Source organism: Pseudomonas sp. 1928-m, assembly GCF_029269135.1.
Taxonomy (GTDB): domain Bacteria; phylum Pseudomonadota; class Gammaproteobacteria; order Pseudomonadales; family Pseudomonadaceae; genus Aquipseudomonas.
In genome coordinates this window covers 1473756-1493029 of the sequence record NZ_JARIXO010000001.1, presented here as the reverse complement: position 1 = coordinate 1493029, position 19274 = coordinate 1473756, and the positions used below count along the sequence as shown (strand labels likewise).

Genomic DNA, 19274 nt, shown 5'->3' with positions numbered 1-19274 from the left:
GAAAAGTCGCAGGAGGGGAACCATCCAGGGCCAGCAATACCGAGCATCCGTTCGTGGCAGCAATTTAACGCCATATCAGCCGCCAACTAAACAGCTAAATCTGCCAACCCCATCGCAGCCACAGCGGCCGATAGCGAGCATTGAAATATGACGCAGCACCCCACAATCGAATAGCCTTGGCCAGCCTAACGCCCAACGGAAGCCCTTATGAGCACAGCCAACAAACCCCTCGCCGGCCTGAAAGTGATCGAGCTCGGCACCCTGATCGCCGGCCCGTTTGCCTCGCGCATCTGCGCCGAGTTTGGCGCCGAGGTGATCAAGGTCGAGTCACCGGATGGCGGCGACCCGCTGCGCAAGTGGCGCAAGTTGTATGAGGGCACTTCGCTGTGGTGGTTTGTGCAGGCGCGCAACAAGCAGTCGATCACCCTTAACCTCAAGCACGAGGCCGGGCGCGAGGTGCTGAAGAAGCTGCTCAGCGAGGCCGACATCCTTATTGAGAACTTCCGCCCCGGCGTGCTGGAGAAACTTGGCCTGGGCTGGGACGTGCTGCACGCCCTGAACCCTAAATTGGTGATGGTGCGCCTGTCCGGCTTCGGTCAAACAGGCCCCATGAAGGATCAGCCGGGCTTCGGCGCCGTGGGCGAATCCATGGGCGGGTTGCGCTACATCACCGGTTTCAAAGACCGCCCGCCGGTGCGCACCGGCATCAGCATTGGCGACTCAATTGCCGCGCTGTGGGGCGTGATCGGTGCGCTGATGGCGCTGCGTCATCGTGAGGTCAACGGCGGCAGCGGCCAGGTGGTGGACGTGGCGCTGTATGAGGCGATCTTCGCCATGATGGAGTCCATGGTGCCGGAGTTCGATGTGTTCGGCTTTATCCGCGAGCGCACTGGCAACATCATGCCCGGCATCACCCCCTCCTCGATTCACACCAGCAGCGACGGCAAGCATATTCAGATCGGCGCCAACGGCGATGCGATCTTCAAGCGCTTTATGCAGGCCATCGGCCGCCAGGACCTGGCCGACGACGCGACCTTGGCCAGCAATGACGGACGCGATGCGCGGCGCGATGAAATCTATGGCGTGATTGATCGCTGGGTCGGCTCACTGCCGCTGCAGCAGGTGCTGACTACGCTGAACCAAGCCGAAGTGCCGGCCAGCCGCATTTTCAGCGCCGAGGACATGTTCCACGACCCGCAATTTCTCGCCCGAGAAATGCTTCTGTCGGCCAAACTACCAGACGGCAAAGCCTTCAAGATGCCCGGCATCGTGCCCAAACTCAGCGATACACCGGGGGAGGTAAATTGGGTCGGCCCGGAGCTGGGCGAACACAATGAACAGGTGCTGAGCGAACTGGGTTATAGCCGTGAGCAGATTGCCCAATTGCGTAGCGATGGCGCCATCTGATCAACCACTCCGCTAAAGGTGAACGCCATATTTGGCGTAGATCCCCTCAATAACCCCGCGCCGCTTGAGCATCAGAATGGCCGCATCGAGCTTATCCAACCAGGCTTCGTGGCGTGGATGAATACGCATACTTACATCGAAAGAGCTCATCACGTCGCCGATTTCGAGGTGACGGTACTCCGGGATTTTCGCCAGGCTGTATTGGGCAATCGCCTTGTTGACCACAATTTGATCGAACCGCGATTTCGCCAACATTTCCAGCAGCTGCGCTTCATTCAGCGCATTGCGCCGATCAAGCTGCCCCGCCTCGATCAACGCACGCAGGCCAGGGTAGGCATAGCCTCGCACCAACCCCACTGACTTGCCGCGCAAATCCTCAGGCCGCGACACCGGGAAAGCCTTGCCCGGAGCAAACACCATGACATCGACAACCTTGCCAAACGGCACCGAAAACACCCCAGGCGTCGACTGCCCCTGCACCCACCCCGGATAAACACCCGGCTCGATATCCAGCTGCCCGCCATTGAACAGCAGACCAAGGCGTGGATAGGGGTAGTACTGCACGCTGAAGGTGTCGCCCGTCAGCTTACCCAGCTCATCGAAGATATCCTGATAGATACCGGTCTTACCCTGCTCGATCATCATCGGCGGGTAGTTATAAAAACCAACTTCAAAGGTGGCGGCATAAACGCCGGCCTGGAAATGGACACCGCACAGCAACACAACCACCTTGATCAACCACTTCACCCGACTACCTCTACTGCACAACACACTGCCGCTAAAACGCGCCAAACCACCAGGCAACTGCAGCACCCAGCACGAGCAAACCCAACAACCAGAAGATACCGCCATGCCCACCAGACTGCACCACCGATACACCACCCGCCCGTCGCTCAGATGTGTAACCATCCACGGCATCCTTGGCCTCTTTCAAACCCATCCCCCTGAGCTCACGCAGCAGTTTGATCGCCTCGATTTTCTGCCCGCGCTCAAGTGCCGCCACCACCTCCACTGGTAAATCCTGATCAAACTCAGCCATCACACACCCCGCTCCAGCAACCTTCCCAGAGCATAGCCACAAAAAAAGCCGGCCCCTTGCGGGTACCGGCTTTATTGACCAGCGCCAGTCTTACAGCGGCTTGCCGCGATTGCCGTGCTGAGCCACAAAGCTCTGCACGGTTTTCAGATCATTGGCCAGTACCGTGCAGCGCTCTTCACGCTCGAACAGATCCGCCAGGTGCGCCGGCAAGGCAGGCGCCTGACCAACACCTGCCTTCTCAACGGCTTCCGGGAATTTCACCGGGTGCGCGGTGCCGAGAATCACCATCGGCGTCGCCAGGCTACGACGGCATTCACGGGCGGCACGCACGCCAATCGCGGTATGCGGGTCGAGCAGCTCACCGCACTCGTTGAACACCTCGGTGATGGTTTCGCAGGTCTGCGCATCATCCACGGCGAGGGAGTCGAACAGCTTGCGTGCTTCGGTCCAACGATCCTGATCAACGCTGAAGCCGCCGCCCTGCTTGAAGGTGGCCATCAACTCGGCAATCGCCGCGCCGTTGCGACCGTGCAGGTCAAACAGCAGGCGCTCGAAGTTCGACGAGACCATGATGTCCATGGACGGCGACAGGGTCGGGTGCAGGGTGTCCTTCACGTACTGATTACCGCTCATAAAGCGGTGCAGGATGTCGTTGCGGTTGGTCGCGACGATCAGCTGGCTGATCGGCAGGCCCATATTGCGCGCCAGGTAACCAGCGAAAATATCGCCGAAGTTGCCGGTCGGCACCGAGAACGCGATGGAGCGCGCCGGGCCGCCGAGCTGCAGGGCCGCGTGGAAGTAGTAAACGATCTGGGCCATGATCCGCGCCCAGTTGATCGAATTGACCGCCACCAAGCGCGTGCCCTTGAGGAAGCCCTGGTCAGCGAAGCTGTCCTTGACCATTTCCTGGCAGTCATCGAAGTTGCCTTCGATGGCGATGTTATGGATGTTGTCGCCGAGGATGGTGGTCATCTGCCGGCGCTGCACCTCGGACACACGGTTGTGTGGGTGCATGATAAAGATGTCGACGTTATCGCAGGCCTTGCAGCCCTCGATGGCCGCCGAGCCGGTATCACCGGAAGTCGCGCCCATGATCACCACGCGCTCGTTGCGCTTGGCCAGCACGTAGTCGAGCAAACGGCCAAGCAGCTGCAGGGCGAAGTCCTTGAAGGCCAGGGTTGGGCCGTGGAACAGTTCCAGCACCCACTCGTTGCCGTTCAGCTGACGCAGTGGCGCCACGGCGCTATGGGCGAATACACCACCTGAGCCGGCCGCGTAGGTTTCCTCAAGAATCTTTTTGAAATCCGCATCCGGAATGCTGCCAGTGACGAACGGGCGCATCACCCGGAAGGCCAGCTCGTGGTACGGCAGACCAGCCCATGAGGCGATTTCTTCCTGGGTAAAGCGCGGCAGGTTTTCCGGCACATACAGGCCGCCATCGCTGGCCAGGCCAGCGAGCAGCACATCTTCGAAATTCAGGGCCGGTGCCTGGCCACGGGTACTGATATAGCGCATAGGGGCAAACCTTCGGTTGAATCTTTAAAAGCCGCAGCTGCCTGCGGCCAGAGGCTGATTAGTTCAACTGCTCGACGCGGATACGCACAACGCTGCCAACCACATCTTCGAGCGCCTCAAGGGCACTGATCGCCTCATTGATCTGCGCTTCGACCACGCGATGAGTGACCAGGATCATCGGCACCAGGCCGTCCTGCTCCTCGACCTCCTTCTGCATGATCGACTCGATATTGATCCCGCGCGCCGACAGAATGCTCGCCACCTGGGCCAGTACGCCCGGATGATCCTTGGCCTGGATGCGCAGGTAATAGGCACTCTCGCAGGCTTCAATCGGCAGAATCGGGTGATCGGACAGCGAGTCCGGCTGGAAGGCCAGGTGCGGCACGCGGTTGGTCGGGTCGGCTGTCAGCGCGCGAACCACGTCAACCAGATCGGCGATGACCGAGGATGCGGTCGGCTCCATGCCGGCGCCAGCGCCGTAGAACAATGTGCTGCCAGCAGCGTCACCATTGACCATCACCGCGTTCATTACGCCATTGACGTTGGCAATCAGGCGGTCAGCCGGGATCAGCGTCGGGTGTACACGCAGTTCGATGCCAGCGTCGGTGCGGCGCGCCACACCGAGGTGCTTGATGCGATAGCCAAGTGCTTCGGCGTAGTTCACGTCAGCGGTGGTCAGCTTGGTGATGCCTTCGGTGTAGGCCTTGTCGAACTGCAGCGGAATACCAAAGGCGATAGACGCCAGGATGGTCAGCTTGTGCGCGGCGTCGATGCCTTCGACGTCGAAGGTCGGATCGGCCTCGGCATAACCCAGCGTCTGCGCTTCGGCCAGCACGTCGTCAAAGGTGCGACCCTTCTCGCGCATTTCACTGAGGATAAAGTTGCCAGTACCGTTGATGATCCCGGCCAGCCAGTTGATGCGATTGGCCGCCAGGCCTTCACGAATCGCCTTGATCACCGGGATACCGCCAGCAACAGCGGCTTCAAAGGCGACGATCACGCCCTTTTCGCGGGCCTTGGCGAAAATTTCATTGCCGTGCACGGCGATCAGCGCCTTGTTCGCGGTGACCACATGCTTGCCGTTCTCGATGGCCTTGAGCACCAGCTCCTTGGCCAGGGTGTAACCGCCAATCAGCTCGATAACGATATCGATCTCAGGATTGTTCACCAGCTCAAACACATCGCTGGTCAGGCTAATACCGGTGGTGTCGTACTGCGGCTTGGGCGAGCGAATGGCAATCTGGGCAACTTCAATACCACGCCCTGCGCGCCGGGTAATTTCCTCGGCATTTCGCTTGAGTACATTCAACGTACCGCCACCGACGGTACCCAGCCCACAGATGCCTACTTTCACCGGTTTCACACTGAACTCCCCATCTGCACTGCGTAAAACGGCCGGAGCAAGCCCCGGCCGTAGAAAAAGAGCCGCACCATACGAAGCGGCTGTTTATTAGTCAATCAGGCGCGCGCCTCAGATCACTTGGATTCCAGGGCTATTTTCGCCAGCTGCGGTGCTGGTTGATAGCCAGGAATGATCTTGCCGTTGGCCAAGACGATGGCCGGCGTACCGCTGACTCCGATCATCTGCCCCAGCGCGTACTGCTTGGCAACCGGGCTGTTGCACTGCGCATCTGCCACGCCCTGGCGGCTTTTTGCGCGGTTCATGGCGTCCTGCTGGTCCTTGGCACACCAGACATTCGACAGCTCTTTGGCCGCAGCACTTTCCAGGCCCTGGCGCGGGAAGGCCAGGTAACGCACCTCAACGCCGAGACGATTCAGCTCAGGCACTTCGCTGTGCAGCTTCTGGCAATAACCGCAATCGGTGTCGGTAAATACGGTGATATGGGTTTTCGGCTGCTTGGGCGCAAACACCACCATTTCCGCGGCTGGGATGGCATCCAGCAACTTGACCACGCCTTTGCTCTCAGCGACCTCGGTGAGATTCACCGGCTTGCCGTCCCTGACCTGAAACAGGTAACCCTGCAGCAGGAACTGGCCGTCGGCGCTGGTGTACAGCTGCCGACCACCGGCCAGCTCGACCTGATAAACGCCAGGCATCGGACTTTCGGCAATTGCCTCAATCGGCAGAGCCGGATCGATAGCTTTGAGGCTATTGCGGATGGCCTGATCGGCATCGGCGGCAACACCCACGCTGCTGGCCAGACCCAAGGCCAATGCAACAACAATGCGGTTAAAACGCATACAAACTCCCGGCAGAAGACGATCCAACAAAAGATGCACGCAGCCTACCATAGAAGCCCACAGAGACCGACCATCGCAGGCTGGACGGCGTTCTCAGCCTCGCGGGTGGTGCTGCGCATGCAACTCCTGCAGGCGCGCGCGGGCAACATGGGTGTAGATCTGCGTGGTCGACAGGTCGCTGTGCCCCAACAGCATCTGCACCACGCGCAAATCGGCGCCGTGATTGAGCAGGTGCGTGGCAAAGGCATGGCGCAAGGTATGCGGCGACAGGCTCTTGGCAATCCCCGCCACCTTGGCCTGGTGTTTGATGCGATACCAGAAGGTTTGCCGAGTCATCTGCTCGCCACGCAGGCTGGGAAACAGCACATCGCTGGGCTTGCCATCCAGCAGAAACGGCCGCGCCTCCTTGCTGTACCGCTCGATCCAGGCAATCGCCTCTTCACCCAGCGGCACCAGGCGCTCCTTGCTGCCCTTGCCGAAGACGCGCAGCACACCCTGACGCAGATTGACCTGCTCCAGCGTCAAGCCAATCAACTCACTGACGCGAAGACCGCAGGCATACAGCACCTCAAGCATCGCCCGGTCGCGCAGACCAATCGGGTCATCCAGCTCGGGAGCGGCCAGCAAGGCCTCGACATCGGCTTCGGACAGCGACTTGGGCAGCGGCCGCCCCAGCTGCGGCAAATCCACCTGCAGGGTCGGGTCACGACTGATCAGCTGTTCACGCAGAAGAAACCGGTAGAAGCCACGCAAGCCTGAGAGCAGGCGCGCGGTCGAGCGCGCCTTGTAGCCTTCATTCAGGCGCCAGGCCAGGTGATCAAGAATCAGCTCACGCCCAGCATCCGCCAGCTGCACATCACGCACCTGCAGCCATCCATTGAACAACGCAAGGTCGCTGCGATACGCAGCCTGGGTGTGCACGGACAGGCCCTTTTCCAACCACAACGACTCAAGAAAACGGTCAATCAGCGGATGATCGATAGCTGCCATCAAGAAACCTCAAACGATATGCCCGCCAGTGTCTACGAGCGCAGCGCCATGGGCCAGCGCTAAGCGCTCCGACCAACGGCGGCTAAACCAGCGAAGAAAGCTCCAGTCACCCTATCTTTGGGAGGGTGACAGACCGCAATTTGCAGACCATGATTGCATCACGCCACTACAGCACAACGGTGCCCACGCATGTCCAGCCAACAGCATTCACGTCTTGGTCAGATTCTGATCAACAAAGGACTGATTAACCGCGGCCAGCTGGATGCTGCCATTCAACTGCAACTCACCAACCACAAACGCCTGGGCGAGACACTGATCGAGCAAGGCTGGCTAACCGAACGCCAGCTGAAAAAGGCCCTCAGCAAACAGAACAACCTGCGCCTGGCCGCCACCCTGGTTGCCGCGCTGCTCAGCCCCTTCCAAATCGCCAGCGCCGACGCCCCGAAAAACGCGCCCAACGCCATCAGCCAGGAACAAACGCCGCGCGGCCTGCGCCCCCTGAGCGACATGGAATTGAGCAATGTCAGCGCCCAAGGCCTGGATGATGTGCTGCAAGGCCTGTTTCTCCAAGCCGGCAGCGGTGACGGCCTGGGCACCGTCGGCCAACTGAGCAAACTGGTGATGCCAGTACTGAGCAGCCTTGAGGCGGAAACCTCGATGAAGGATGTGCAGTACGACACCAGCAAATTGACCTCAGTGATCAACGCCGACGGCTCGGTGAACGTGCGCCTGCCCAGCTCAATTGGCGAGCTGCGCTTCGACAATATCCGCGTCGCCGACGCGCCCCAGGGCCAGAGCATGGGCAGCCTGAGCCTGCATGACATCGACCTGTCGCAAGCCTCGCTGAAGATCAGCCTTCGTTAACCACACCCGATAATCGAAACACAGAAACGAAAAAAGCAGCCCGAAGGCTGCTTTTTTATTGGAAAGCCGAGACTTAGCCCAGTTTTTCCTTGATACGTGCTGCCTTACCGGACAGGTCACGCAGGTAGTACAGCTTGGCTTTACGTACGTCACCGCGACGCTTAACGGCCAGGCTGTCAACCAGCGGGCTGTAGGTCTGGAAAGTACGCTCAACGCCAACACCGTTGGAGATCTTACGAACAGTGAAAGCACTGTTCAGACCACGGTTACGCTTGGCGATTACCACGCCTTCGAAAGCCTGCAGACGCTGACGGTCGCCTTCTTTCACTTTAACCTGGACAACAATAGTGTCACCCGGTGCGAAAGTCGGGATCTCTTTGCCCATCTGCTCAGCTTCGAGCTGCTGAATAATCTTGTTGGTCATGCTGCGCTCCTAAGACAGGCCTCGGCCGGTCATCGATACATTAACTATCGTCCCGCTGGCGGACGTATTCCTCCAGCAGCTTCTTCTCTTCTCCAGAAAGCGAGCGGCTTTCCAGAAGATCGGCGCGTCGTTCGTAGGTCCGACCAAGGGACTGCTGCAAACGCCAGCGCCGGATGTGTTCGTGGTTGCCACTAAGCAACACGTCGGGAACACGTTTATCCGCATACACCTCCGGGCGAGTGTAGTGCGGGCAGTCGAGCAAGCCATCCGTAAAGGAGTCTTCCTCGGCCGAATCTGCATGACCCAATGCACCAGGCAAAAGGCGCGTTACCGCGTCGATCAGCACCATGGCCGGCAGCTCACCGCCGGACAGGACGTAGTCCCCAATCGACCATTCTTCATCGACATGCGCCTCAATAAAGCGCTCATCAATGCCTTCGTAGCGGCCGGCAATCAGGATTAACGCATCCTCATTGACCAGTTCGCGTACTGCTGACTGCGTCAGCTGGCGACCTTGCGGCGACAGGTAAATCACCTTGGCCGCACCACCTGCAGCTTGCTTCGCTTCAAGCAAAGCATCTTCAAGCGGCTTGATCTTCATCACCATGCCTGGGCCACCGCCAAAAGGCCGATCATCCACGGTGTGGTGACGGTCTGTGGTGTAGCTACGCGGATTCCAGCAGGTCAATTGCAACAAACCCTGCTTCACCGCTCGGCTGGTAATGCCGTATTCGCTGATAGCGGCAAACATTTCCGGGAACAGCGTAATGACTTCAACGCGCAGATTTGGCATCAGGCTTAGAAGTCCGCATCCCAGTCGACCCGCATTTCGCCAGCACTCAGATCAATCGACAACACGCATTGCTCGGTATAGGGCAACAGGCGCTCACGATCATCCAGGCTGTCGGTGCAGGGTTTGACCACCATCACATCGTTGGCACCGGTTTCTAGCAGGTGATCAATCTTGCCGAGCAATTGCCCTGCCTGATCAATAACCTTGAGACCTTCCAACTGGTACCAGTAGTACTCGCCGTCAGCCAATTCAGGGAACAGGTTGCGCGGCACACAGATCTCATAACCGGCGAGAAGACGCGCTTCTTCACGATCATCAAGACCCTTGAGCTTCGCGACCAGGAACTTATCACTCCCGCGTCCGCTGACCAGCTCTACCTGTTTGACACTGCCTTCGCGCCTAAGCGTCCAGGACTTGTACTGCAACAGGTTTGCAACAGGATCAGTAAAGGAATACACCTTCACTTCACCGCGAACGCCATGTACAGAGTAGATCTTGCCGATAACGATCAAATCATCGGTAGAAACAGGCGTCGCGCTCATATTGCTCAGGCCGCAGCCTTAGCAGCGTCCTTCAACAACTGAGCAACACGATCAGAAGGCTGTGCGCCAACGCTCAGCCAATGGGCCAGGCGATCTTGCTTCACGGACAGACGAACTTCCTGACCACGAGCGATCGGGTTGAAGAAACCGATTTCTTCTTTATGCGAACCGTCGCGTGGGTTACGGCTGTCGGTCACGTTGATTTTGTAGAACGGGCGCTTTTTGGAGCCGCCAAGGGCAAGACGAATCGTTAGCATGTGAACATAGTTCCTGTAGTCGGTGCTGCAAATCTAAATGCACAGCGGGCATGGGTGCCCGAAAGGCCGCATATTCTAAGGAATATCCGGATTTTTGCAAATGGCTTTTTCAGGCGCATGAGGCCGTGCAAGCAAGATTTGCCAGAGGGCCGCGGTCCAAACCGGCCAATCAGCTCCCGCGAAAGACGGGTTTACTGTAAACACCCGCCAACTCAGCGGGGTTTGCGCCGACATTGCTGCCGACGCGGATTCCTTACATTTTCGGCAGACCGCCCGGCATCATCCCGCCCATGCCGCGCATCATCTTGGCCATACCGCCTTTGGCAGTGAATTTCTTCATCATCTTCTGCATCTGCTTGTGCTGCTTGATCAGACGACCAATATCCTGCACCTGGGTACCGGAACCCATGGCGATGCGGCGCTTGCGCGAGCCGCTGATGATTTCCGGATCGCGGCGCTCCTGAGGGGTCATCGAGTTGATGATCGCCTCCATCTGCTTGAACTGCTTCTCGGCCGCGCCTTGAGCATTGCCCATCTGCGCCAGATTGACGCCGCCCATCTGCGGCAGCTTGTCCATCAGGCCGCCAAGGCCGCCCATGTTCTTCATTTGTTGCAACTGATCACGGAAGTCTTCGAGGTCGAAGCCCTTGCCCTTCTTCAGCTTTTTGGTGAGTTTCTCGGCTTTCTCGCGATCCAGGGTCTGCTCGGCCTGCTCGATCAGACTGAGTACGTCGCCCATGCCGAGAATGCGCGAGGCAATCCGGTCCGGGTGGAAAGGCTCAAGCGCTTCGGTCTTCTCACCCATACCGATAAACTTGATCGGCTTGCCGGTAATCGCCCGCACCGACAACGCCGCACCGCCGCGCGCATCACCGTCGACTTTGGTCAGCACCACACCGGTCAGCGGCAGCGCATCATTGAAGGCCTTGGCGGTATTGGCGGCGTCCTGACCGGTCATGGCATCGACCACGAACAGGGTTTCCACTGGCTTGATCGCCGCGTGCAGCGCCTGGATCTCCGCCATCATTTCGGCATCGATAGCCAGACGACCGGCGGTATCGACGATCACTACATCAATAAACTTGAGCTTGGCTTCCTTGATCGCCGCCTCGGCGATATCCACCGGCTTCTGGCTGAGATCGGAGGGGAAGAAGGTCACGCCAATATCATTGGCCAGGGTTTCCAGCTGCTTGATCGCCGCCGGACGGTAGACGTCGGCAGACACCACCATCACGGTCTTTTTCTTGCGCTCTTTAAGGAAGCGCGCCAGCTTGCCGACGGTGGTGGTCTTGCCCGCGCCCTGCAGACCGGCCATCAGCACCACGGCAGGTGGCACAGCATTCAGCGCGAGGTCTTCGTTGGCCGCGCCCATCAGCTCTTCGAGCTCGGCGCGGACGATCTTCACGAACGCCTGGCCCGGGGTCAGGCTCTTCGAGACTTCGGTGCCGACCGCACGATCCTTGACCTTATTAACGAAGTCCTTGACCACCGGCAGGGCAACGTCAGCCTCAAGCAAGGCCATGCGCACTTCACGCAAGGTGTCCTTGATGTTGTCTTCGCTCAGCTTGGCTTTGCCAGTGACATTTCGCAGGGTCTGCGAGAGGCGGTCAGTCAGATTTTCGAACATGCGCGTTCCTTTCAGGCTCTACCGAGCCGAGGGTGGGCTTGCAACAGGTCGCGGATTATAACCAAGACTCAAGCCGCTGTTGACGTATCTTTGTCGGCTGCGCCAAGTCATGGCTGGCTGAGCGAGCCTGAGCCGACGACTGCCCAGATGCTTTCGTGGCGCACGGGTTGTATGCCACACTGGCCGCCTTTCGGGTTTGCCTGACAAGGATTTATGCACCCTCTGCTACCCAGCCTCGCCGCTGCCTGCCTCTATGCCGGAGCCGCACTCTATCAAGGCCTGCGCCTGCAACAGCGCAGCACATCCAACAAGCGCCTGCTGATTGCACTCGGCACACTGGCGCTGCTGCTGCACGGCAGCAGCCTGTTTCTGCAGATGTTCGATGCCAGCGGTTTGTCGCTGGACTTCTTCAAGGCCGCCAGCCTGATTGCTGCTGCCGTAATTCTGCTGACGCTACTGGCCTGCACGCGCATCCCGGTGGAAAACCTGCTGTTGCTGCTGTTCCCCCTGGGTTTTATCACCGTGCTGCTCGCCCAATTTATGCCCAGCGGCACCACCCAGGCCATTGATGAAGCGCCCGGCATCCTGGCGCATATCCTGCTGTCGATCACCGCCTACGGCATGCTGACGATTGCGGTGTTCCAGTCGCTGCTCCTGCTGCTGCAGGACCATCAGCTCAAGCACAAGCACCCATCGGGGCTGATCAAGAACTTCCCGCCCCTGCAAACCATGGAAAGCCTGCTGTTTGGCTTTCTCTGGGCCGGCTGGGCATTGCTGTCACTCTCTCTGCTGTCTGGCGCGCTGTTTATCAGCGATCTGTTTGCCCAGCACCTGGCGCATAAAACCATCCTCTCGTGCTTTGCCTGGGTGGTATTTGCCGTGCTGTTGTGGGGCCGCCATCAACTCGGCTGGCGTGGCCACAAAGCCATTCGCTGGACCCTGGCGGGCTTCTGCCTGCTGATGCTGGCCTACTTCGGCAGCAAGCTGGTTCGCGAATTTATCCTGCATATCTGAGACCCCTTCTGTGGAAAACGCACACCCCGGCTTCCTGTTCGGCCTGCTGATCTTTCTGCTGCTCTGCTCAGCGTTCTTTTCCAGCTCGGAAACCGGCATCCTCAGCCTCAATCGTTATCGCCTCAAGCACCTGACCAAAGAAGGTCACCGCGGGGCAAAGCGCGTCAGCGCGCTACTCAGCCGCCCGGATCGCCTGCTCGGCACCATCCTGATCGGCAACAACTTCGTCAATATTCTCGCCTCCGCCATCGCCACGGTGCTGGCCATCAAACTCTGGGGCGAAGCCGGAATTGCCATCGCGACAATCGGCCTGACCCTGGCGCTGCTGATCTTCGGTGAAATCACCCCAAAGACCCTGGCAGCCCTGCACCCGGAGCGGGTCGCCTACCCATTCAGCCTGCCTCTGCTGGTACTGCTTAAGCTGTTCTATCCACTGGTGGTGCTACTCGGCTGGATCACCAATGGCCTGCTCAGGCTACTGGGCATCGACCCCACCAGCAAAAGCAGCGACAGCCTGTCCACCGAGGAGCTGCGCAGCGTGGTGCGTGAATCTGGCGCCGGCATGCCGAAAAATCGCCAGAATATGCTGCTCGGCATTCTTGACCTTGAGCGGGTGACGGTGGATGACATCATGATTCCGCGCAACGAAGTCACCGGCATCAACCTGGATGACGACATTGAAAGCATCATCAGCCTGCTGACCAATACCACCCACACGCGCCTGCCGGTGTTTCGTACCGATATCAATCAGATCGAAGGCATCGTGCATATGCGCCAGATTGCCCGACTGCTGACGCACAACGAGCTGAGCAAAGAAGCGCTACTGGCCGCCTGCAACGAGCCGTACTTCGTACCCGAAGGCACGCCACTGTCGACTCAGCTGATCAACTTTCAGAAGCAGAAACGCCGGATTGGCATCGTCGTCGATGAATACGGCGACGTGATCGGCATCGTCACCCTGGAAGATATCCTCGAAGAAATCGTCGGCGACTTCAGCAACCAGGACACCCTGCGCAGCCCGGATATTCACCCCCAGGAAGACGGTACTCAGGTAATCGATGGCGCCGCCTATATCCGCGAAATCAACAAGGCGCTGGACTGGCACCTGCCCTGCGATGGCCCGAAAACCCTCAACGGCCTGGTGACCGAGGCGCTGGAAAGCATCCCTGACAGCGCCGTGTGCCTGAAAATCGGCCCTTATCGCCTGGAAATTCTGCAGTCGTCAGATAACCGGGTAAAAAGCGTGCGCGCCTGGCAAACCCAGCCTAAAGCGCACGCCGAGCCGCCGGCGCAAGACTGACGGCCAGCCCCTGCGCCCACACGCGATAGCCCAGACCTGAGGGGTGATAACCATCACGCGCCAGGTACTCGGCGGAAAACTCCAGCTCAACCGCGTGGTGCCCCGCACCCAAGCGACCTGCCAACTGGCGCAGGCGCGCATCCAGCAGGCCCGCGCGCATGCCGAGCAAACGCCGCAACAACCAGGGCAAGGCAGTGAAATGCTGCAGCGGCGGCACACTGCTAAACGCCACCCGAGCGCCACGTGCGGCCAACGCTTCAGCCATGCCGCCGAGCGCAGCCTCCCAACGCTGTAGTGAAGTCAGACGGGTGGCGTCGTTGACGCCGAACACCAGCAGCGCCAGATCAAAGGATTGATCGAGCACCTGCGGCAACAACCGCTCATAAGCCTGCGTAGCGGTAATGCCGTTTTCGCCGCAGGCACGCCAGGCAACCGGACGACCACAACGCGCCGCCAGAGCAGTCGCCAGCTGACCGACCAGCGCGGCATGCAACTGATCGACACCCACACCGACCACGGTCGATTCGCCCAGTACCAGCAAGCGCAATGGCTCGCCCGGCAAGTCCGCGCCTGCAACGCCACTCAACAACCCGGCCGCTGGCGGTAAACGCAGGGTGTTGCGCCGCGTGCGCGCGGCCAATGGCAAGGCAATCGGCGCCAGCAGCGCCAGCCCTAGCCACCAGGCATAGGCGCGCAGCGCATTCACAGCTCGACCTTGACCGCCTGCGCCGCACGCGTGGCCTTGGCCCGCGCCGCTTGCAATGACTCGTCACGAGCCAGCGCCACACCCATACGCCGCTGACCGCTGACTTCCGGCTTGCCGAACAGGCGCAGAGCGGTATCCGGTTCAGCCAGAGCCGCCGCCAGATTGGCGAAGCTGACCTGCTGCGACTCGCCCTCGACCAATATCACCGCAGAAGCCGATGGGCCGAGCTGACGGATGGCCGGAATCGGCAAACCGAGAATCGCCCGCGCATGCAGGGCGAATTCGGACAGATCCTGGGAAATCAGGGTGACCAGGCCGGTGTCGTGCGGGCGCGGCGAGATTTCGCAGAACCACACCTGATCACCTTTGACGAACAGCTCCACCCCGAACAGCCCGCGCCCGCCCAGCGATCCGGTGACCGCCAGAGCGATGCGCTCGGCTTCGGCCTGGGCTTTGGCACTCATCGGCTGCGGCTGCCAGGACTCCTGGTAGTCGCCCTTGACCTGACGATGGCCAACAGGCGCACAGAAGGTAGTGCCGCCACTGTGGCGCACGGTGAGCAGCGCGATTTCATAATCAAAATCGATAAAGCCCTCGACTATCACTCGGCCCTTGCCGGCGCGGCCACCGGCCTGGGCGTAATCCCAGGCGGCTTGCAGATCATCCAGACTTTTCAGCACCGACTGGCCCTTGCCGGAAGAGCTCATGACCGGTTTGATCAGACAGGGAAAGCCGATGCTCTCGACCGCCGCACGGCACTGCTCGAAGGAGTCGGCAAACTGATAAGGCGAAGTCGGCAGGCCCAGCTCTTCGGCAGCCAAGCGGCGAATGCCTTCACGGTTCATGGTCAGCTGCGCGGCGCGGGCGCTGGGGATGACGGTAAAGCCTTCATTCTCCAGCTCGACTAGGGTTGCGGTGGCGATGGCTTCAATTTCCGGCACGATGTAATGCGGCTGTTCCAGCTCGATCACCGCCCGCAACGCGTCGCCATCAAGCATATTGATCACATGACTGCGATGCGCCACCTGCATGGCCGGCGCATTGGCGTAGCGATCCACGGCGATCACCTCGACGCCCAGACGCTGCAACTCGATCACCACTTCCTTGCCCAGCTCGCCTGAGCCACACAACAGCACACGGGTCGCGCTCGGCGACAAAGGGGTTCCGATACGGGGCATGGTGAATCCTCAAACTGATCAAGAAAGTTACAGCAGAATGCCTTTAGCCTTCGCCCGCTCATGACACTGCACCAGCACCTCACGGCGCTCGGCGTTATCCATCAGGCTCCAGCGGGTGATTTCGGCGACCGTGCGCTGGCAGCCGATGCAGATATCCTCATCATCCAACGCGCAGACATGCACGCAGGGCGAGGCGACCGGACGCTCCTGCGGCTGCATCAATCGTCCTGCTCCTGCAGATCACGGGCATAGCGCTGGGCGTTGTGCACGTAATGGGCGGCGCTGGCTTCGAGCATCTTCTTCTGCGGTTCGGTCAATTCGCGCACCACTTTGCCGGGCGAACCCATCACCAGCGAGCCATCGGGAATTTCCTTGCCTTCACCGATCAGGCTGTTGGCGCCGATGATGCAGTACTTGCCGATTTTGGCGCCATTGAGGATCACCGCATTGATGCCGATCAGGCTGTAATCGCCCACCGTGCAACCGTGCAGCATGGCGTTGTGGCCAATGGTCACGCCGGTGCCGATGGACAGTGGAAAGCCCATATCGGTGTGCATCACCGTGCCGTCCTGCACATTGCTGTTCTCGCCGATATGAATCAGCTCGTTGTCGCCGCGCAGCACGGCGTTGAACCACACGCTGGCCCCAGGCTCCAATTTGACCTTGCCAACCAGGGTGGCATTCGGTGCAACCCAGCTGTCGGCATGGGCCTCGACTTGGGACGAACCCAGGCGATATTTCATGGATGCTTCCTCAATAGGCTCAGGTGAGCTTGATAAAGTGCTCGGGCGGCTGGTGCATATCAATCTGCACATCGTCAAACGCCAGGTTGACCAACTCGACCAGCATGATCGCCGTCAGCCCCCAGATTTTATATTCGCCATAGCGGTAACTCGGCACATACCAACTGCGCCCGAGGTAATCGATACGGTGAGTGGTTTCCCGCGGGTCGTCGCGAAAGAACGCCAGCGGCACAGCAAACACCGCCGCTATTTCACCGTCATTAGGCTTGTACTCGACAAAGTCCGGTACCAGCCCGACATAGGGCGTGACCTGAATACCGTGGCGCGACACCAGGGTGCTAAGCGGCCCGACCACCTCGACCAGGCCTGGCGGCAAACCGATTTCCTCTTCCGCCTCACGCAGGGCGGTCTCGATCAGGTCGGCATCTTCCGGGTCACGCCGGCCACCGGGAAACGCCACTTCACCACCGTGGGTAGACAGACCGCTGGCGCGTAAGGTCAGTACCACTTCCGGCTCGTCGCTGCGGGTGATGGGCACCAGCACTGCGGCCTCAGGGTAACGCTTGTCGGTCTGCAGAATGTGCGGGCTATAGCCACGCATGCGATGGAGCAACTCATCCAGCATGGGGATTCTCAGTCTTTTATTCTGCGTTCGATCATGGCACGAAAGCAGCGCACGGCCCAAGCCCCGCGCCGCTGACTGCAATCATTCAGGCGCTCGATAGCCCGCCCCACCAGGCCGCTTGCCGAGTAGCTGAAATGCGCGCCAAGATAGCTGACACGCAGCGAGGGTCTGGCATGAAGTTCTGTAGCAACTGTGGCGGCGCGATCAGCCACATCATCCCGCAGGGCGACAACCGCCTGCGCCACGTCTGCGCGCAGTGCCAGACCGTGCATTATCAAAACCCGCGAATCATCGCCGGCTGCCTGCCGGTGTGGGGCGAACAGGTGCTGCTGTGCCGCCGCGCCATCGAGCCACGACGTGGCTACTGGACCCTGCCGGCCGGTTTTATGGAGAACGGCGAAACCCTGGAACAGGCCGCCGCCCGCGAAACCCATGAAGAAGCCTGCGCGCGGGTGCGCAACCTGAGCCTCTATACCCTGTTCGACCTGCCGCACATCAATCAGGTGTATATGCTGTTTCGCGCCGAACTGGTCGACCTGGACTTTGCTCCTGGCGAAGAAAGCCTGGAGGTGCAGCTATTTCACGAACAGGACATCCCCTGGTCAGAGCTGGCTTTCCCGACCATCGGGCGTACCTTAGAATGCTACTTCGCAGACCGCCGCGAGCAGCACTACCCGGTCCGCAACGAGCCGCTTGAAGCCTTGCGCGCACATTACAAGAAAGCCTTTTGATCCATGGGAATTATGATGCGCTGGTTGTTCGCCCTACTCTGCCTGACCGTTGCCCTGACTGGCCACGCCAGCACCACCCCGACCCTGAACGGCAAAACCATCGACAAAGTGCTGGTGGTTAAATCCGAACGCAAGCTGCACCTGATCAGCCGTGGCGACACGCTCAAGTCCTACCGCGTATCCCTGGGCAAGCAGCCTGAAGGGGCGAAGCAACGCGAAGGCGACCTGCGCACCCCGGAAGGCTTCTACTGGATCGACTGGCGCAAGACCAGCGACAAGTACAACCTGTCCATGCACATCTCCTACCCCAACGCCCGCGACCAGGCGCAAGCCCGCGCCAAGGGCGTACCGGCCGGCGGCATGATCATGATCCACGGCACGCCACTTGACGAGGAATACCCCGAGTGGTTCTTCCACACCCTGGACTGGACCGAAGGCTGCATCGCCATGAAGAACACCGACATGCGCGAGATCTGGGCCCTGGTCAAAGACGGCACGCTGATCGAAATCAGACCCTGATCAACAGACATAAAAAAGGCGCCTTCATGGCGCCTTTTTTATGAATTAGAACTGGATATCCGACAGCCGCCACACTTCAAAAGCTGGCGTCTCGTAGGGATGCTGCTTCTTCATCGCCTTGACGGCGTCATGGATCAGCTCATCGGCCACCACCATCTCGACTTTCCACTCGGCCACCTGCTCGACCTGCCCAGGCTGACCGAGAAATGGCTGACTGCCCTCCAGGGCGCGGAACTGGCCCTGCCCCAGGGTCTGCCAACAACACTGATCATAATGACCAATACGTCCACCACCGGCGCTGAATACCGCGTTTTTCACGGCATCCAGATGAGTTTCAGGCACATAAAAACACAGCTTGTACATCGAAGTCTCCGCCGGCAAGACTGATAAAAACAGTTCGATAATGATGCCACACAATAATGGCATTATGCCTTATCGGGTATTCGCGCAGCCCATCACACTTGCACCCTATGACCGAATAATGTGCTGTGTGTTCAACCTATTAGCGCTATCAGCTAGACCTACAGGCCGTGCCAGAAGCGCCGCCAGCGAGCCTTGAAGCCGCTTACCGGCTGGTTATGGCTACCATCACAGTAAGGTAGACGTTGCGAGCGAGCGCAACGGCAAAGCAGCAGAATCTGCTCACGCTCAGGCTGCAGTTCAAGCACATCAGGGCAGGCGGAAACACAATCGGGAAGCTGGGACGAACGCCCGCAGCGGCACAGCAATAAGGTATCGCCAGGTTTGACCTGGCGCACCTCAGGCAGAATCGGCGCAGGCTTACTCGACATAAGCCTG

General features: G+C 59.7%; 23 protein-coding genes and 1 pseudogene. 6 read left to right on the top strand and 18 right to left on the bottom strand.

Annotated features, from left to right (window positions below; all coding sequences use genetic code 11):
* Positions 1 to 176: 176 nt before the first annotated feature.
* Positions 177 to 1407 (top strand): annotated as a pseudogene (locus P3C18_RS06695) (CaiB/BaiF CoA-transferase family protein).
* Between the two features lie 12 nt (positions 1408 to 1419).
* Here the strand turns inward: P3C18_RS06695 and P3C18_RS06690 are convergent.
* The 6 genes from P3C18_RS06690 to xerD all read right to left on the bottom strand — a co-directional run bounded on the left by P3C18_RS06690 (position 1420) and on the right by xerD (position 7153).
* Complete coding sequence (locus P3C18_RS06690; RefSeq protein WP_275961064.1) at positions 1420 to 2154, bottom strand: transporter substrate-binding domain-containing protein; 735 nt, start codon at positions 2152 to 2154, stop codon at positions 1420 to 1422.
* A 31-nt stretch (positions 2155 to 2185) separates the two neighbouring features.
* Positions 2186 to 2446 carry a ribosomal protein L7/L12 gene (locus tag P3C18_RS20645; protein ID WP_346015622.1) on the bottom strand — a complete coding sequence of 87 codons (261 nt, stop codon included), beginning with the start codon at positions 2444 to 2446 and terminating at the stop codon, positions 2186 to 2188.
* Positions 2447 to 2536: 90 nt separating this feature from the next.
* Positions 2537 to 3961, bottom strand: a complete 1425-nt coding sequence (thrC, locus tag P3C18_RS06680; protein ID WP_275961063.1) for a threonine synthase — start codon at positions 3959 to 3961, stop codon at positions 2537 to 2539.
* A 58-nt stretch (positions 3962 to 4019) separates the two neighbouring features.
* Positions 4020 to 5324 (bottom strand): homoserine dehydrogenase, encoded by a 1305-nt coding sequence (locus P3C18_RS06675; protein ID WP_275961062.1) that lies wholly within the window; start codon positions 5322 to 5324, stop codon positions 4020 to 4022.
* A gap of 113 nt (positions 5325 to 5437) precedes the next feature.
* Positions 5438 to 6163: a thioredoxin fold domain-containing protein gene (locus P3C18_RS06670; protein WP_275961061.1), complete on the bottom strand. Its 726-nt coding sequence runs from the start codon at positions 6161 to 6163 to the stop codon at positions 5438 to 5440.
* Between the two features lie 93 nt (positions 6164 to 6256).
* A complete protein-coding gene (gene xerD, locus P3C18_RS06665; RefSeq protein WP_275961060.1) occupies positions 6257 to 7153 on the bottom strand; it encodes a site-specific tyrosine recombinase XerD in 897 nt (298 codons plus the stop codon).
* A gap of 189 nt (positions 7154 to 7342) precedes the next feature.
* Between xerD and P3C18_RS06660 the strand changes: the two genes are divergently transcribed.
* A complete protein-coding gene (locus P3C18_RS06660; protein WP_275961059.1) occupies positions 7343 to 8017 on the top strand; it encodes a hypothetical protein in 675 nt (224 codons plus the stop codon).
* A 73-nt stretch (positions 8018 to 8090) separates the two neighbouring features.
* Here P3C18_RS06660 and rplS read toward each other — a convergent pair whose 3' ends face one another.
* From rplS to ffh, 5 genes are all read right to left on the bottom strand, one after another.
* Positions 8091 to 8441, bottom strand: a complete 351-nt coding sequence (gene rplS / locus P3C18_RS06655; protein ID WP_090248568.1) for a 50S ribosomal protein L19 — start codon at positions 8439 to 8441, stop codon at positions 8091 to 8093.
* A gap of 40 nt (positions 8442 to 8481) precedes the next feature.
* Positions 8482 to 9234, bottom strand: coding sequence for a tRNA (guanosine(37)-N1)-methyltransferase TrmD (gene trmD / locus P3C18_RS06650; RefSeq protein WP_275961058.1), 753 nt, complete (start codon positions 9232 to 9234; stop codon positions 8482 to 8484).
* Between the two features lie 5 nt (positions 9235 to 9239).
* Positions 9240 to 9776 carry a ribosome maturation factor RimM gene (rimM, locus tag P3C18_RS06645; RefSeq protein WP_275961057.1) on the bottom strand — a complete coding sequence of 179 codons (537 nt, stop codon included), beginning with the start codon at positions 9774 to 9776 and terminating at the stop codon, positions 9240 to 9242.
* A 5-nt stretch (positions 9777 to 9781) separates the two neighbouring features.
* Positions 9782 to 10033 carry a 30S ribosomal protein S16 gene (gene rpsP, locus P3C18_RS06640; RefSeq protein ID WP_090239277.1) on the bottom strand — a complete coding sequence of 84 codons (252 nt, stop codon included), beginning with the start codon at positions 10031 to 10033 and terminating at the stop codon, positions 9782 to 9784.
* Between the two features lie 253 nt (positions 10034 to 10286).
* Entirely contained in the window at positions 10287 to 11660 is a 1374-nt protein-coding gene (ffh, locus tag P3C18_RS06635) for a signal recognition particle protein (protein WP_275961056.1), read from the bottom strand.
* Positions 11661 to 11873: 213 nt separating this feature from the next.
* On the opposite strand from ffh, the gene ccsA reads away from it, so the two are divergent.
* Both ccsA and P3C18_RS06625 read left to right on the top strand, forming a co-directional pair.
* Positions 11874 to 12674 (top strand): cytochrome c biogenesis protein CcsA, encoded by an 801-nt coding sequence (gene ccsA / locus P3C18_RS06630; protein ID WP_269380382.1) that lies wholly within the window; start codon positions 11874 to 11876, stop codon positions 12672 to 12674.
* 10 nt (positions 12675 to 12684) lie between these two features.
* Positions 12685 to 13974: an HlyC/CorC family transporter gene (locus tag P3C18_RS06625; RefSeq protein ID WP_275961055.1), complete on the top strand. Its 1290-nt coding sequence runs from the start codon at positions 12685 to 12687 to the stop codon at positions 13972 to 13974.
* Here P3C18_RS06625 and P3C18_RS06620 read toward each other — a convergent pair.
* Genes P3C18_RS06620 through P3C18_RS06600 form a run of 5 tightly spaced genes read right to left on the bottom strand, consistent with a single transcriptional unit; the run spans position 13940 to position 17226 of the window.
* Complete coding sequence (locus P3C18_RS06620) at positions 13940 to 14680, bottom strand: SGNH/GDSL hydrolase family protein (protein WP_275961054.1); 741 nt, start codon at positions 14678 to 14680, stop codon at positions 13940 to 13942. The genes P3C18_RS06625 and P3C18_RS06620 overlap by 35 nt on opposite strands.
* The gene (gene purT / locus P3C18_RS06615) at positions 14677 to 15858 is read right to left on the bottom strand and encodes a formate-dependent phosphoribosylglycinamide formyltransferase (protein WP_275961053.1); all 1182 of its coding nucleotides are present in this window, start codon (positions 15856 to 15858) and stop codon (positions 14677 to 14679) included. Before purT ends, P3C18_RS06620 begins: the two co-directional genes overlap by 4 nt.
* A 27-nt stretch (positions 15859 to 15885) precedes the next feature.
* On the bottom strand, positions 15886 to 16077 hold the full coding sequence (locus P3C18_RS06610) for a DUF1289 domain-containing protein (RefSeq protein WP_275961052.1): 192 nt from the start codon (positions 16075 to 16077) through the stop codon (positions 15886 to 15888).
* A complete protein-coding gene (locus P3C18_RS06605) occupies positions 16077 to 16601 on the bottom strand; it encodes a gamma carbonic anhydrase family protein (protein ID WP_275961051.1) in 525 nt (174 codons plus the stop codon). Before P3C18_RS06605 ends, P3C18_RS06610 begins: the two co-directional genes overlap by 1 nt.
* A gap of 19 nt (positions 16602 to 16620) precedes the next feature.
* Entirely contained in the window at positions 16621 to 17226 is a 606-nt protein-coding gene (locus tag P3C18_RS06600; RefSeq protein ID WP_275961050.1) for a CoA pyrophosphatase, read from the bottom strand.
* Between the two features lie 173 nt (positions 17227 to 17399).
* Between P3C18_RS06600 and P3C18_RS06595 the strand changes: the two genes are divergently transcribed.
* Positions 17400 to 17957, top strand: coding sequence for an NUDIX hydrolase (locus P3C18_RS06595; protein ID WP_275961049.1), 558 nt, complete (start codon positions 17400 to 17402; stop codon positions 17955 to 17957).
* A 15-nt stretch (positions 17958 to 17972) separates the two neighbouring features.
* Positions 17973 to 18476 carry a L,D-transpeptidase family protein gene (locus P3C18_RS06590; protein ID WP_275961048.1) on the top strand — a complete coding sequence of 168 codons (504 nt, stop codon included), beginning with the start codon at positions 17973 to 17975 and terminating at the stop codon, positions 18474 to 18476.
* A gap of 45 nt (positions 18477 to 18521) precedes the next feature.
* Here P3C18_RS06590 and P3C18_RS06585 read toward each other — a convergent pair whose 3' ends face one another.
* Together P3C18_RS06585 and P3C18_RS06580 are read right to left on the bottom strand one after the other, a co-directional pair.
* Complete coding sequence (locus tag P3C18_RS06585) at positions 18522 to 18839, bottom strand: YqfO family protein (RefSeq protein WP_090248588.1); 318 nt, start codon at positions 18837 to 18839, stop codon at positions 18522 to 18524.
* A gap of 158 nt (positions 18840 to 18997) precedes the next feature.
* Positions 18998 to 19267: a CDGSH iron-sulfur domain-containing protein gene (locus P3C18_RS06580; protein ID WP_275961047.1), complete on the bottom strand. Its 270-nt coding sequence runs from the start codon at positions 19265 to 19267 to the stop codon at positions 18998 to 19000.
* Positions 19268 to 19274: the final 7 nt, after the last annotated feature.

Excerpts from the sequence above, each read along its gene's own strand:
- P3C18_RS20645 (WP_346015622.1), bottom strand. The coding sequence starts at position 2,446 with ATGGCTGAGTTTGATCAGGATTTACCAGTGGAGGTGGTGGCGGCACTT.
- thrC (WP_275961063.1), bottom strand. The coding sequence starts at position 3,961 with ATGCGCTATATCAGTACCCGTGGCCAGGCACCGGCCCTGAATTTCGAA.
- P3C18_RS06670 (WP_275961061.1), bottom strand. The coding sequence starts at position 6,163 with ATGCGTTTTAACCGCATTGTTGTTGCATTGGCCTTGGGTCTGGCCAGC.
- xerD (WP_275961060.1), bottom strand. The coding sequence starts at position 7,153 with ATGGCAGCTATCGATCATCCGCTGATTGACCGTTTTCTTGAGTCGTTG.
- P3C18_RS06660 (WP_275961059.1), top strand. The coding sequence starts at position 7,343 with ATGTCCAGCCAACAGCATTCACGTCTTGGTCAGATTCTGATCAACAAA.
- rplS (WP_090248568.1), bottom strand. The coding sequence starts at position 8,441 with ATGACCAACAAGATTATTCAGCAGCTCGAAGCTGAGCAGATGGGCAAA.
- trmD (WP_275961058.1), bottom strand. The coding sequence starts at position 9,234 with ATGCCAAATCTGCGCGTTGAAGTCATTACGCTGTTCCCGGAAATGTTT.
- rimM (WP_275961057.1), bottom strand. The coding sequence starts at position 9,776 with ATGAGCGCGACGCCTGTTTCTACCGATGATTTGATCGTTATCGGCAAG.
- rpsP (WP_090239277.1), bottom strand. The coding sequence starts at position 10,033 with ATGCTAACGATTCGTCTTGCCCTTGGCGGCTCCAAAAAGCGCCCGTTC.
- ffh (WP_275961056.1), bottom strand. The coding sequence starts at position 11,660 with ATGTTCGAAAATCTGACTGACCGCCTCTCGCAGACCCTGCGAAATGTC.
- ccsA (WP_269380382.1), top strand. The coding sequence starts at position 11,874 with ATGCACCCTCTGCTACCCAGCCTCGCCGCTGCCTGCCTCTATGCCGGA.
- purT (WP_275961053.1), bottom strand. The coding sequence starts at position 15,858 with ATGCCCCGTATCGGAACCCCTTTGTCGCCGAGCGCGACCCGTGTGCTG.
- P3C18_RS06610 (WP_275961052.1), bottom strand. The coding sequence starts at position 16,077 with ATGCAGCCGCAGGAGCGTCCGGTCGCCTCGCCCTGCGTGCATGTCTGC.
- P3C18_RS06605 (WP_275961051.1), bottom strand. The coding sequence starts at position 16,601 with ATGAAATATCGCCTGGGTTCGTCCCAAGTCGAGGCCCATGCCGACAGC.
- P3C18_RS06600 (WP_275961050.1), bottom strand. The coding sequence starts at position 17,226 with ATGCTGGATGAGTTGCTCCATCGCATGCGTGGCTATAGCCCGCACATT.
- P3C18_RS06595 (WP_275961049.1), top strand. The coding sequence starts at position 17,400 with ATGAAGTTCTGTAGCAACTGTGGCGGCGCGATCAGCCACATCATCCCG.
- P3C18_RS06590 (WP_275961048.1), top strand. The coding sequence starts at position 17,973 with ATGCGCTGGTTGTTCGCCCTACTCTGCCTGACCGTTGCCCTGACTGGC.
- P3C18_RS06585 (WP_090248588.1), bottom strand. The coding sequence starts at position 18,839 with ATGTACAAGCTGTGTTTTTATGTGCCTGAAACTCATCTGGATGCCGTG.
- P3C18_RS06580 (WP_275961047.1), bottom strand. The coding sequence starts at position 19,267 with ATGTCGAGTAAGCCTGCGCCGATTCTGCCTGAGGTGCGCCAGGTCAAA.